The organism is Amphritea balenae (genome assembly GCF_003858655.1).
GTDB lineage: Bacteria > Pseudomonadota > Gammaproteobacteria > Pseudomonadales > Balneatricaceae > Amphritea > Amphritea balenae.
On record NZ_RQXV01000003.1, the window covers coordinates 235,796 to 250,145 of the forward strand.

Sequence of the window (14,350 nt, forward strand, 5' to 3'; positions counted from 1 at the left end):
TTAATACACCTCATCCATTGGATAAATGGCTTCTGCATACAGAGCCAGCTCTTCCAGTATTTCTTTATGGGACTGACTCAATTCAGGCTGCTGATACATCTCGTTCAATTTGGCAAAAAGCTGACTCATCGTCAGATAGCCCCCGTTATCAGGCCCGATCAAACGCTGTTTTCTGTACTCTTCCCAACGTTCCTGCTCGTCTTCATTGAGACTGAAAGGGTAATTACGCGCCCGATAGCGCAGAAACATCTCTTCTAACCGGTTATCCTGAAATGCCAGCTGCAGACCCGCCAACTCTTGTGGTGACGTACTGCGAATCTGATCCATTATCTTCTTATCGGCATCACCGAAGAATCCGCCACTATAAAGCATATGATCAGGGTCATAATCCTCTTCAAAATTAGACTCTGAGAAAACTTCTGCCAGCTTTTGTTTCAGCTCAACGCTGCCCCGCAACATTGCCAGGTGAGTTCGACAGTCATCTCCAGCTATCCCCAGACGTTCAGCTTCCACCTTAGTCAGCATCCCTGCAGGGGCAATAATCGGCGACTTATTGGTATGAATCTGTTTTAAGGGAATACGCTGCTCCCCGTCAGCAAGATCTTCTGCTCTGGTGTAGATTAGCCTGCGTATCTCATCTGTAGATAAGTTAAGCAGTGGTGTCGGGTCATGTCGCAGATCAAATGCCAATACCGCATTCTTATTGACCGGATGGCTGGCAACCGGCGCTACAATAGCAGCGTTACCCCACTCAGCCGGATACATCGAAGAGATATGCAACACCGGCTTCATTGTCATTACGTCCAATAAGCCCTGTATTGCACGTTTACTACGATTGTCCAGCGCATATTGATAAAGTTTTGGCTGCCGCTCTTTTACTAATTTAGCCATCGCTATCGTGGCATAGACATCCGCCAGTGCATCGTGAGCATTGCCGTGATCAATACCATTGGCTTTCGTCAGATCCTCAAGGCGCATACTAGGTCGACCATCTTCATATTCAGGCCAGACAATACCCTCAGGTCGGAGCGCTCGGGTAAGCCGTAACATATCGATAATGTCCCAACGGGAACATCCGTTCTGCCACTCCCGCGCATAAGGGTCGAAAAAGTTACGATACAAAGCGTAACGGGTTATCTCATCATCAAAACGGATACTGTTGTAACCCACACCACAGGTACCTGGCCTGGCTAACTGTTCATGGATCAACGCCATAAACTCAGCCTCACAATAGCCATCCTGCAGCGCCTTTTGTGGCGTAATCCCGGTAATAAGGCAAGCTTCCGGGTGAGGCAAGAGATCTTCAGCCGGCTTACAATAAAACATCACCGGTTCTTCAATAATATTTAACTCAGCATCAGTCCTGATACCTGCAAACTGAAGGGGCCGATCACGTTTGACATCCGCGCCGGAAGTTTCATAGTCATGCCAGAAAAAAGTAGTTTGAGTGTTTGCAGACATTCTTTACGCCTTAACTAATGCAAGCTTATGCTTTCGGTCTATATGCTTAATAATTCAGCGCTTTATAATGTTCCGTTAGAGACGGATCACTATTTGCTGAGGGGCCCAATGCTTCACGACCATAAAGATACCACGCTTACCTGCCCATGTGGCTCAAATAAACCTTTTAGTTTTTGCTGTGAGCCTGCAATTGAAGGGCATAAACCGGCTAAAACAGCAGAAGCATTGATGCGTTCCCGCTACACGGCATTTGCGCTGGGCGCTGTCGACTATCTGATTAATACAACGGCAGAAGAACACCGAAATCCTGAAGATGCCGAAGTCATTGATGAACAGATCAAAGCAACGACCTGGACAGGTCTGAAGATAGTCGCAACTGAGGCGGGAAGCAGTTCCGATAACAAGGGTATTGTAGAATTTATTGCCCGGTTCGAAACCGATGAACAGATAGCCGAGTTACACGAGCGCTCAAATTTTCGCAAAGAGAATAATCACTGGTACTACGTTGATGGTGATGTTGAAATTATGAGTGAGTAAAATATTTTAAATAAAAAACTACCAGGAAATCACTGCAACCCCCTGTTTACAGGGGCCAAATATAAATGTTGCTATTTAAGGACAGATTTCTTGGCTGTCAAGACTTTTCCTGTATAGCCAAACACCGGTAGAATATGCCGCCTTGGCCACAGGTACCGCTGTTTATATAGTGGCCCATGCAGGATAGATGTAATGTTTGCGAAGTTTTTTAAACCCCGTTGGCAACATAATAAAGCCGCGGTAAGAATTAAGGCTGTCAGTCATCTCAGTCCCGATAACTCTGACGACCAACAAGTATTGGCTCAGTTGGCCCGCCGGGACCAGAGTGCTGAAGTACGGCTAGCGGCTGTCACAAAGCTGGCAACGCCTGCCCTGCTATCGGAAATTATCAGTCATGATGCTGATCCGGATATTCGTCGTAAAGCGGCGGACCGGATCTGTAAGATCATTCTTGACCCGGCTTACACCCAAAGCCAGCAAACAGAATGTATGCAGTATCTTAAGGATGACAATATGCTGGCTCATATTGCCCTTAATTGTAAAAATCAGGAACTGCAGCAACAGGCACTTAGCAATATTACCGATCAACACTGTCTGATGACACTGACCATCAGCGGTAATAACACCCATCTGCGACAACTCGCTGCTCACCAGCTGGAACTTCCTGAGCTACTTGAACAGGCTGAAAAAGCGATAAAAGGTCGGGATAAAAGTGTCTTTCGTATTATCCGCACCAAGCAGAACCAGCTTCAGGAACAGCTACGCCAGCAACAGACCACCCTGCAGCGTAAAGAAGAGTTGCTTGGCAGTATTGAACACCTGAGTCAGGCCGATTTCTTTCCACTTTATGCAGCAAAACTGGATGCCCTGCAGCAACAGTGGGAAAAGCTTAGTGAGGCAACCTCAACATCTGAGCTAGATCAGCAGTATCAAGCCTGCATTAGCCAGTGTAACTCCACACTAGACTCTGAAAAACTACGCCTTGCTTCAATTGAGGAAGCCTTACAACAACAGCAAAATTGTAAGCTTCAACAGGATGCCCTACTACTGTTGATGAACAATACGGTTCAGCGTTGTGAGAAACTACTTAATGGCGGAAATTTTTCAAAAGCAGATATCGAAGCCGAACAGCAAGCCTGGCTTAACATACAATCAGAATGGCAGCTGCTCGAACAACCTAGCGAACAAAATCAGTCTGCAAAACAACTGGTAAAACAATATAACAAGTATATAGAGGCTGCCCATGCATGGCAGCTTTACTCAGAGAGTCCAATCTCTTTAGCAGACCCCGCACTTATTGCAGATAACTCTGCTCAGTTGCAGAAACAGATCAAGTTATCAGATAAAACCATTGCAACGATTAACTGGCCTTCCGTCCTGACTAAACCAGAACAGTTAAACGAGTTGTTATCTTATCGGGAGCAACTGAAAAAGTTATTACTTAATATCTCCAGACAACAACAAAGTAGTTCAGATGATCTGGATAAACTGCTCTGCCAACTGGAACAAAATCTGGCTAATGGCGAAGTAAAAATAGCGATCAGTGTAGAGCAAAAAGCGAATGCTCAGCTGAGTGAAATGAACGGCAGTACGCCAAAATCACTTATTCAACGCTATAAAAGTCTCCATGCAAAACTAGCCGAGTTAAAAGGCTGGCAAGGATACGCCATTATTGCCAAAAAAGAGCAGCTATGTGAAAGCATGGAAGCCCTATCCGGCATTCAAACTAAGCCCCCTGTGCTGGCAAAGCAGATTCATAAGCTACAACAGCAATGGAAAGAACTGGATGCCAATGATCCGGTACATTCGCACGATTTATGGCAACGTTTCAAAAAAGCCTCAGATAAAGCTTACTCCCCGTGTGAAAACTATTTTAAAGAACAGAAGCAGCAGCGTGAACAAAACCTGGCCAAGCGCACACAGCTAGTCAGTGAACTATCGGGCTATCTCGAGACAATCGACTGGGATTCTGTCGACTGGGCCCAGATTGAATTACTTAACAGAAGCGCTAAACACGAGTGGAAATCCTATGCACCGGTAGATCGAACGCCGGGACGTCAGGTTCAGTCCGAATTTAACAGCCTGCTCAAACTCATGGATGGCAAGATTAAAGGCCAGCGTGAGCAGGTAGCGATTCTGAAAAAACAACTACTGGAACAGGCTTCGCTGCTTTCTCAGTCAGAGAACCTGGCTCAGGCTGCCACTGAGGTCAAACGACTGCAGCAACAATGGAAACAAGCAGGCAATAGTTTCCATAGCACCGAACGCACTTTATGGCCGGAATTCCGTAAAGCCTGTAATCAGGTATTTGAGCTGTTGAATCAGGAAAAGCAGGCGATCAGTAGCCAAACACAATCCGATGAAAACCAGCACGACATAGAAGCACTGTTCGATAGCTCTGGATACCAGGCTCTGTTCCGCCGAATTAATCTATGTGATGAACTTGAATCGATGTTATTGGATGGCTCTCTCGATCAGCTCGCTATGGATGAGTTCCTGAATGCCTGGAACAATGAAGAAGCAGCCGACAAATCGTTTGCCTTACTGATTGAAAAGCGATTTGATCTGTTACTTGAACTGGTTGCTGGCCGAATTGAAATGGACCAGTTACTTCAAGAAACCGAGCAGAGCCTGCGTCAACTATGCATTAGATTGGAAATTATGTTGGGCCACGACTCACCTGAGCAGGATCAGGCACTCCGCATGGAATACCAAATGGACAGACTTCAGAAAGCGCTGAGCCAGCGTAGTCACGGTTCCAGCGCAGAAGATCTGAAGAAACTTGAGCTTGAATGGCAATGCCAGCCGTTTACTCTGCAGCATGAAGCATTACAGATACGTTTCTACTGCCATCTACAACAAGCTTAAACCACACCCTAAACAGCGTTACCTGTTTACTTGCAGACACAAAAAAACCCGCTCAGGCGGGTTTTTTAATAAGCTTTAATCAGCTTATGACATGTGCTGACCACCGTTGATAGAGAAGTCAGAACCTGTCACATAGCCACAATCGTCGCTAGCCAGATAGGTCACTGCTTTGCCGATCTCTTCAGGCGCACCCAGGCGACCAACAGGGATCTGACGAACAATCTTTTCCAGAACTTCATCTGGGATCTTAGCAACCATCGGCGTTAGTACGTAACCAGGGGATACAGTGTTAACTGTTACACCTTTAGCGGCTACTTCCTGTGCCAGAGCCTTAGTAAAGCCGTGAATACCTGCCTTAGCAGCAGAGTAGTTACACTGACCAAACTGACCCTTCTGTGCGTTCACAGAAGAGATATTGATTACCCGGCCCCAGTTTTTTTCCAACATAGGATTAATTACCAGACGGGTCATATGGAACATGGAGTCCAGGTTTGCGGAAAGAACTTCATTCCACTGTTCCCAGCTCATCTTACGGAATGTGCCATCACGGGTGATACCCGCATTGTTAACCAGAATATCAACTGTACCGCCAGCTACTTCTTGAACGGTCTTGATACATTCTGCACACGACTCTTCATTAGTTACATCACCGTAAGCTACCAGAATTTCATAGCCATCCTTACGCTGCTCTTCCTGCCAAGCTTTAGCTTTATCGTGATTACCGCCAGAGTTATATCCAGCTACTACTTTTAAACCTGCATCAGCCAATGCGCGACAAATAGCAGTACCGATACCGCCAGTACCACCTGTAACCAGAGCAATTTTTTGTGTCATGCTCGCGTCCCCTTTGCTTCTTGAGTTGTTCTGTTATTACGAATTTTTATTTTTATTAATCGTGTTTGTTATTACCAAGATCATATTATCTATAACCAATCCTGATAATATGACTTTAGGTTTAGTAACCACACTGAATAGAAGTTGTTACAACCTGAAGATAACATACAACGTATTACAGGGATGTGAAACCCCTACAGACGGCGAAGATGGCGCCTCATCCACCAGAACGCTATTGCTGCAGTGCACATATTTGCCACCACAAATCCTATGAACATTCCCTGTAAACCATCCAGATAATTACCGGCACAACCTAAGGGAACATAGAGTATGAAGAGCCGGAAAATACTTATTCGCATCGCCCGAATAGGCTGATGCAGTGCATTAAAACTGGACGCAGTTAAGAATGTTACTGCCTGAAAGCCAAAGCCCAAAGGTACAATCAAAACCCACAGGCTAATCAGATCAACAACTTCATCATTATCACTGAATAACGCCCCTATACCACCGGCAAACATGAGTAACAGCACATAAATAAAGGCCTGCCAAAGAAGTGCAAATTTCACTGCCGCACGATAGGCATCCCCTACCCGCGCGACATTTCCGCGACCAAAATTCTGGCTTATAAAAGGCGGCAGAGTCATAGAAAGTGCAAGGTTAGCCAGTAAGGATAATGATTCAAGTCGGTTGCCAACACCAAATGCAGCAACGGCTTCGGGGCCGTTGGTAGCCACAACAGCCGTCATGATAGCAGCGGCAATTGGCGTCATCATATTTGACAATGCGGCAGGAAAGCCAATCTTCATCACCGTCAGCCAATGCTGCATTGCAGCAGAAATTGACTCAATATGAAGCACTAATAATCCTTTACGTGCATATAAATTAAGCAAAGCCAGACAAGCAGTAGCTCCCCAGGCAATAATACTTGCCGTTGCAGCGCCCTTAATCCCCATCTGTGGAAAAGGCCCCCAACCAAAAATCAACAATGGATCAAGGATCAAATTCAAAATGGATGATAGTGCCATGATCAGCGCAGGGGTTGTCGTATCTCCAGTTGCACGTAATGAACTGTTCGAAACCATGATCAGGACATAAAAAACAGCACCGGCAAACCAGACCGACATATAATCATGTATATAGGGCAACAGATCATCCCCTGCCCCTAACAACCGGAACACAGGATCGATAGTAAGTATTGCCAGTGTTGCAATAACCATCATCAGCAGACCGGTTATCAACAAATTATCGGTGGTTAGCTGTCGCGCCTTGTCGCTGGCACCGGAACCGATCAGGCGGGCAATGGTCGCAGAGGTACCGATACTCAGGCCAATTGACAAGCTAATGATGGTAAAGGAAACCGGGAAGGTAAAACCTAGTGCTGCAAGCTGTTTAGTACCTAACTGACTGACAAAAAAACTATCTACCACATTGAAAAGCATCAAACTAACCATGCCAAACATCATTGGCACCGTCATCTTAAACAGAGTGGGGCGAATCTCGCCATTAAGCAGGTCGGGCTTCACTATTAGCCTGTAGGGTAGGTCTGAGGAGGCGCCATAATAGCACTTATCTGTGCTGATTTTATCCCTTTCATCTTGCAATTAAATAACAGTCACTTAGGATCCAGCTAATACGTCTTACTCAAGCTCTGCCAGCCCTGAAGCAGCCTATAGATCTATCATGAAAGCCATCAACGATAGTAGGTATGTGCTTTAGTCCTGCCCCTGAGAGCGATCAACGCCATCAGGCATTATTCGGAGGTCCCTTATTTCTTCTTCATACCCTCCTGATAAGTTAAAGCTCTAGATATAATCAGGCCATAAGGAGTTTCATTAAAAGCGGCCTCCACCTTATTTGTATAATAAAAAAACCCGGACCAGGTCCGGGTTCTGTTGATCAAAGCAAGGTTAAGTTTACTTACCCGATGCTCGCAGGTTTTGAACTGTCATTTTATTCGCAGGGGTCAACTCAGGATCAACAATACCTTTGAACTGACCTGTAGTGCAGTGCTGAGCCTGCATATCGATCATGGTAAAGGCATCATCAATCGCAACACCCGTACCTTTATTCTGTGGCAAGTGGTGATCCGGGTGTGCCTGACCTATTGACCAGCTCTTCCACATATCACCTTTACGGTCATAGGTAATGTTACGTGGAATGGTAAATGTCTGCGCATCGATAAAGTGCTGACGCTTGCTGATCGGGTGATTCGAATCGACCGAAGCAGATTCAACCTCATACACCTTACGTAACTGATAAGTTACATTTGGGAAGCAGTTACCTTTACCGCCAAATGCAACCACCTGATATCCCTCATCATCTTGATGGGATTCACTATCCAGCACCATCTCATTATGGTTATACATAGGTACCAGCATGTTACGGGTACCTTTGAAGGTCCACTTCATATCTGAGATTCGACCGTTATAACCCTCAAAGTCCTCAATCATCACGTCTGATCCCAGGAAAGAATCGGTCACCTGGCCGGTGGACAAGCGACGTACACGACGCTGGAAGCCCAGATACAGATATGCATTATCCCGTTTCAGGTCATCTTCAAACCGCTGAATCAGTAGCTGTGTATTCTTAACATCAAAAGGTTCCAGTACCTGTACGTAAATACCACGGAACAGATTCGATGGGTTTGGCGTAATAGCTGGGGTCGGATCCTGCTGAGTACGGTGGGTGAAGTTCAGGAAGTGGAAGTTAAACTTCAGAGTCCGCTCCAACTTACCGGTTTCCATGTTACGGAACTTCCAGTAAAACGGCATAATCGCTGCTGAATCACCCCAGTTATAGCCATACTTGTAGTTCCAGGCCAGTTTTTCACCAGCACGAGGATCATCCATAGATGGTTCTTCCGGAAATGGTCGCCCCGCTACTGAACCGCTGATCTCACCCGGATTATCACCCAGCTTTACATTGGCGAGATTCGCCTTCGTCGCGTCAACATAACTTGAATGCAGGTCAAACGAGGTGGTTTCACCTACCTTAATTTCAGTATCACCGGCTTTTAGAAACTCATACATCGCCGGATCAAGAATCTCTTTAAACTGTTCAACATTCGACTGGTTAATCGTCATGCCCGCACTCAGGCCATTGTATGACGGCACACCACTTTTATATGGGAAGAAAGAGTTTTCCACATCCTGATCTGTCGCAGCGATAGCTGTAGTCGATACCGCGGCAGTCAACGCCAGGGATATAAACGTTTTATTCAACATAATTATTTACCTTCTTATAGTTATATTCGCTTAGAAGCTGTAACGAACAGACATCTGGAATTCGTCTTCCTGATTTGCCACACCTATAGGGCCGTTCAGGAAACGAGCCAATGGTTCGGTTTGATCAGATGGACCAGAAACAGACCATGGAAATTTCTTATCGCCGCCCTCTTTAATGTTGAAGCCAACGTTTACTTTCCAGTGATCATCAATCAGATACTCAACACTCGGGGCAATTGCGGTCGCTTCCGCACCAAAATCATGGGCGATAATGATCTGCGGGCTAAGACGGTTATTGACGTAGAAACCTTTGAACAGCAGTGTTGCTATCCAGTTATCCGCTTCATTTGGCATATCCACTTCATGATCAAGGATGTGTTCACCGAACAGCTGGGTGGACACCAGGAAGGCACTACGGGTGCCTAGTTCAGGTATAGTAATGTTCTTATCAAACCCTATTACGTAGCGGAACATATCGGTTTCTTTGAAGCCATTAGTATCTCGTGGTTGCTCTTCACCCTGGGTGTAGGATGTTTCCAAGCGCCACACCGCATCCATATCCATTGAGTAATAGTCGATCGATCCGCCGAGTAGATTTACCCTGGGAAAGTGAATATCAAAAATACCATCAGGAAGTGGAGCACCTGCACTGCGAGCATGAATCGAAGGTAGTTGCTGACGATAATGAAGGGCATTCACAGAGAATGTAGCATCACCATAGACACCTTCCCATTTGGCACCAATCTGGGTGTTTTCCAATGACCAGTCGTAATCAACCACATCATGAATAATCGGCGTTCCTGCAAATGGTCCAACTGCTAGCTCAGAGGAAAAGAAACACCCAGCATCCAGAATACGGTACGGCTGACCACAGGTACCCAGGTTGCTTGGGCGGAACTGATCAATATTCCATATAAACGACAGGTTAGAGTCATCAAAAATTTCATTCGGTCCCATGCGCCATTCAGCAGTTAGCATCCACTGAGGAATACGAATATCTTCCAGCTCGTCATAGATATTATGCCGGGAGTAATCGACCGGATTAATTACATCCAGCACCCGAAACAGATCGGTCTTACCCCAGACCACCTGTTGTTTACCGAAGCTTAGATTAAGAATATCGCCATTATCCAGCTGTTTATCAGCCGATATATATAGCTCACGAATGAAGTCCAGCTGATCATTAAATTCAGGGAACCGTGCTTCATTCTCATCCTGATCCATATAATCCTTCAAGCTATTACACTTTGTCGGATCGTTATCACAGGGAAATGGTGTACCTGGCGCAAGAATTACCGTTGAAGTATCTTCACCATGCCAGTTAGCACCCAGATAATCTTCGGTGGCATCTTTACCAAATTCACCGTCATTCAGATCATAAACGCCATCATAGGTTGCCCGCAGCGTGCCGTTTATCGACACATTGCTCCACCCTTCGGTCTTTATAGACTTAGAAAACTCAGCCTGCGCCGTATTTCGGAACTTAGATAGCCCGACACCGTCACGTACATAGGTAGCGTTCTCGACGAATCCAGCCCACTCAGCATCTGCCGCAACAACCGACCCGGTATAACCGGCCGCCATAGCGGTAACCCCAACTGCCACGCCTGCGGCCAGTTTATTCATTGTCGTTATTATTTTTTTCGACATCGTTAAATAACCCCTTCAGGTTTACTTGTTTTCAAAAGCGAGTAACAAACACAGGTATGCCTATGCGTCAGATCAGCCGTGAATCACGCCGTCCTCATCTTCATAAGCTTCACAAATAAATTTCGGTTTAAAGACCAGCACCCAGGACGGCACTAGCAACATCGCGGCAGCACCATTAAGAATGACCATGACAGAGAGCAGCAGCGCCGCATCAGACTGAAAACGCAGGTCGGACAAAATAACCCACATCACAATGCCGGCAATCAGGGTAATAGCGGTAAAGCTGATCGCCAGACCCGTGGTACGAATAGCCGTTCTTACTGCAGCGGCGAGATCCCGCTGACGAACCATTTCAGAACGGATACGGTCCATCATGTAGATCGAATAATCGATCCCCACTCCGACCCCGACAGCGATAATAGGTACGGTATTGATGTTGATACCCATGTGAGTCACGCCCATGTAGGCATAGGTCAGGGTAGTGGCGAACATCATCGCCATAAACATCATCATGCCGGCCTGCAGGGAGGTGTAGAAAAACATCACCATGGCAAAGATCAGCAAAAAGACTAACGGTAATACCCAGAGGTTAGTTTCATAAGCTGCCTCATTCATCGCCGCAGTAACACCGATAGTGCCGCCAGCCAGACGAATCGTCAGGCCTTCGACCTTACCTTCATTTGCCTCAATCCACTGCTTGGCAGTATGAATTGCACGGCGAATAGTTTCTCCCTGATGGTCCTTATAGAAAAACACCAGGTTGGCGATCCGCTCATCGGTATCAACAAACTCGTTCAGCGCACCCGGGATCGGACTCGACATCATGTAGGTAAACATCAGACCACCAACATATTGCGCATCACCCGGGATCTGCATCCAGCGCGGGTCATCGTTATGCAATAAGCGATTTACCTGTTTCACCAGATCAGGTACGCCTTTGGCGCCACCCACTTCGGGGTCCATCAGCATATGACGCTCCAGGTCAGCCAGAGCTGTCAGTACTTCAGGACGTTTGATTCCACCCTTTTCATCAGTTTGAGCAACAATATAAAGCTCCTCTGAACCGGGAAAACTGTCATTGATGGCACCTGATGACACGTTATAGTCATGATCCTGATAGAGGATAGGCGAGCCGGGCTCGGATTCGCCAATGACAACTTTTGATGAGAAGAACCAGCCACCAACTAACAGCAAGGCACCGAACATCAGGGCATTTTTTGCTGCTTTTTCGCTACTGACCAGATCAGCACAAATGTAGCCAACATTGCGAAATAAGTTGTGTTTAACCTCATAGTTTTTTGGCTTAGGCAGCACCGACAGCAACATAGGTACAGCCAGCAGTACGGTAATAATGATCGATAGCGCCCAGAGTGAAGCGTAGTGCGCCAGTTTGGTATTTAACGGAATCGAGCCAATCGCAATAAGCAACAGACCGATAGCATCAGACACTACGCCTAAACTGCCCGGCCGAAACAGATTTTCAAAGGTAAGCTGAGCGGCTTTTTTATGATCCGCATGCTCATTTAACTCAAGATAATAACGCTCCACGATTTGAATACCGTGGGACATCGCCCGGGCCGAAATTAGGAAAGGTATGACCAGCCCCAACGGGTCAAGGTTGTAGCCAAACAGAGAGATGATGCCGATACCCCAGATGGTAGACACCACGACCGCCGCCAGCGGAATCAGTACACCGTAGGCTTTGCGGAAATAAAATATCAGCAGCGCAATCATGATCAACGCAGTGAACATAAATATTTCGATGATCTGACCCAGGTACTGATAAGCCCAGCCCACTAACATCGGCTGACCGGTCACATGGATTTTAAAACCAGCGGCGCCTTCATCAGCACGCATCTTTTGAATCGCTTCAAAGGTTTTTACATAGTCCAGCTGACCTTCATTGAGCTGCGCTTTGACCAGTGCCATTTTCATATCAGGGCTGACCAGCGGGCCATAAACACGGGGGTTAGCCACTATATCCTGGCGCAATAATTCAAGATCCAGCTCGCTGATCTCACCACCTTGAGGGTCGTAGTAAGATTCAGAGTTAACATTACCTTCCGGGGTCATCCAGACCTTGCGGGAGTTACGGTGAGTCACACTGGCGACTAAATTGTGGTTGATACCCGGCAGGCTATCTACCGCCTGGGTAACACGATGAATACGTGCCAACGCTTCATTACTAAAGATATCGCCGTTTTCAACCTCAACCCCCACTATGACAACGTTGGCGCCACCGAAGGATTCCTTAATCTCATTATGCAGTTCGATATAGGTATGCTCCTGCGGTAGCAGGTCGGCAAAGTCTGAGTACATCTTTACACCAGGAATCTGGCTGGCAAAGAATAGCGTAATAGCGAGAATCAAGCCGAGAACAACCTTAGGATGATGAAAAATCCGTTCATCCAGGTTATGCAGCATATGGGTGATTTTATGGGATTGTGCAGATGCTTTATCAGACATATCCGTCATTCCAAAATTATTATTGTTAAGTCAGTGCTGTTTTAAAACTCAAAAGCTAATACAGAGCCGACAGCTCAGATATCGACGGTAAAGAGCGCACCCCAGCCGCCGGACACCAGTAGTCGGTTTTCATCAATCTGCTTACCTGCGCGCAGATAAACCGGAATTTTAGGTGCCTCTATTCGCACCCACTTTTTATCGAGTTTCTCTAACACTGTGCCGTGATCGCCAAAGGCGAATAGCCGGGTATCATTGGCATAGAAGTTATAAATTGGGGATTCTGTCGGGGTTTCCTGCTGCTGCCAGGTCTGACCACCATCTGTAGTAGAAAGAATGGTGCCACCCAAGCCTGCTACCCAACCGGTAGAGGCATTACTGAAGTGGCTACCTAAGGGGAAAAACTCATTAGGAATAGGCTCCTGAAGCGTCCAGTTCTGGCCGCCATCACTGCTGCGGGCCATGAAGCCAAACTCACCCACTGCAATCGCATTGTCTGAATCAAAAAACTGTAAGCCTGAAATGGTGGCGTCCTCATTCAGACTCAACTCATTCCAACTGGTCCCTTTATCATGACTACTCATCAGAGTACTGAAGCTACCCATAGCCCAATAGCTGTTATCCGGACCACATGTAACAGAAATCAGACTTTCAGCGGTGGGGATATCACTGCTACGCCAGTGCTTACCCTGATCGTCACTGATCCATAACTGATGCTCCATACTCAGCGCAATCAGGCTATTATCCGGACAGGTTTCAACAGCGACAAAGTTGGGTTTGGATTCAAGCTCCTGTCGTTGCCAGTTCAGTTCAGGTGTAGTACTGGTTAGTACCAGGCCATTGGAACCTACGACAGTCACCACATCTTTACTGACCGCCAGAGCCTGAAGTTGATCGGTCCGGCGTACTGATTTGTTCTGTTCCTGTTCGATACCCTCCAGATTCAAGGGAGCTTCACAGCCCGTTAAGACCAATGGCATAGCTATTGTGGCTAACACAGCAGCGGACTTGTTCTTTAAATTAACCAGGTCAGTTAGCTTTTTACATTGCAGACCGGTTTGCAGGAGCTTTGTTGTATTTATTGCTCTCATTATTACGACACCACAGAGTTTTAAAATCACTGCATGTGTAAGAGCAACCCTTGTGCCACATCATGACAAAGATCAACATTTATTTATTTAATCTTTATTTATCATAAACTTAAAGACACTCTCTTGAACTTAATCTGATGCATAAAGTCCCTATCACCTAGGCTATCAAAGAGATCATTTTATTAAATAAATAAGCTTTTCAATAAATGCTTAAGCAAATCA

Annotated in this window: 9 protein-coding genes; 2 read left to right on the forward strand and 7 right to left on the reverse strand. The window is 46.3% G+C overall.

Translation table 11 applies throughout. From position 1 onward, the window contains the following. Complete coding sequence (gene sbcB / locus EHS89_RS07680; protein WP_124925550.1) at window positions 1–1,461, reverse strand: exodeoxyribonuclease I; 1,461 nt, start codon at window positions 1,459–1,461, stop codon at window positions 1–3. Window positions 1,462–1,569: 108 nt separating this feature from the next. On the opposite strand from sbcB, the gene EHS89_RS07685 reads away from it, so the two are divergent. Further along, on the forward strand, window positions 1,570–1,998 hold the full coding sequence (locus tag EHS89_RS07685) for a YchJ family protein (protein WP_124925551.1): 429 nt from the start codon (window positions 1,570–1,572) through the stop codon (window positions 1,996–1,998). Between the two features lie 192 nt (window positions 1,999–2,190). Beyond that, the gene (locus EHS89_RS07690) at window positions 2,191–4,866 is read left to right on the forward strand and encodes a DUF349 domain-containing protein (RefSeq protein WP_124925552.1); all 2,676 of its coding nucleotides are present in this window, start codon (window positions 2,191–2,193) and stop codon (window positions 4,864–4,866) included. An 84-nt stretch (window positions 4,867–4,950) separates the two neighbouring features. Here the strand turns inward: EHS89_RS07690 and phbB are convergent, their stop codons facing one another. The 6 genes from phbB to EHS89_RS07720 form a co-directional block, all read right to left on the reverse strand. Beyond that, entirely contained in the window at window positions 4,951–5,700 is a 750-nt protein-coding gene (phbB, locus tag EHS89_RS07695) for an acetoacetyl-CoA reductase (protein WP_124925553.1), read from the reverse strand. 194 nt (window positions 5,701–5,894) lie between these two features. After that, the gene (locus tag EHS89_RS07700) at window positions 5,895–7,223 is read right to left on the reverse strand and encodes an MATE family efflux transporter (protein WP_211340305.1); all 1,329 of its coding nucleotides are present in this window, start codon (window positions 7,221–7,223) and stop codon (window positions 5,895–5,897) included. Between the two features lie 390 nt (window positions 7,224–7,613). Beyond that, window positions 7,614–8,924 carry a DUF1329 domain-containing protein gene (locus EHS89_RS07705; RefSeq protein ID WP_124925554.1) on the reverse strand — a complete coding sequence of 437 codons (1,311 nt, stop codon included), beginning with the start codon at window positions 8,922–8,924 and terminating at the stop codon, window positions 7,614–7,616. Window positions 8,925–8,954: 30 nt separating this feature from the next. Further along, window positions 8,955–10,574, reverse strand: coding sequence for a DUF1302 family protein (locus EHS89_RS07710; RefSeq protein WP_229753718.1), 1,620 nt, complete (start codon window positions 10,572–10,574; stop codon window positions 8,955–8,957). Between the two features lie 72 nt (window positions 10,575–10,646). Further along, window positions 10,647–13,040 carry an efflux RND transporter permease subunit gene (locus tag EHS89_RS07715; protein ID WP_124925555.1) on the reverse strand — a complete coding sequence of 798 codons (2,394 nt, stop codon included), beginning with the start codon at window positions 13,038–13,040 and terminating at the stop codon, window positions 10,647–10,649. A 74-nt stretch (window positions 13,041–13,114) separates the two neighbouring features. Beyond that, the gene (locus tag EHS89_RS07720; RefSeq protein ID WP_124925556.1) at window positions 13,115–14,128 is read right to left on the reverse strand and encodes a WD40/YVTN/BNR-like repeat-containing protein; all 1,014 of its coding nucleotides are present in this window, start codon (window positions 14,126–14,128) and stop codon (window positions 13,115–13,117) included. Window positions 14,129–14,350 lie beyond the last annotated feature (222 nt).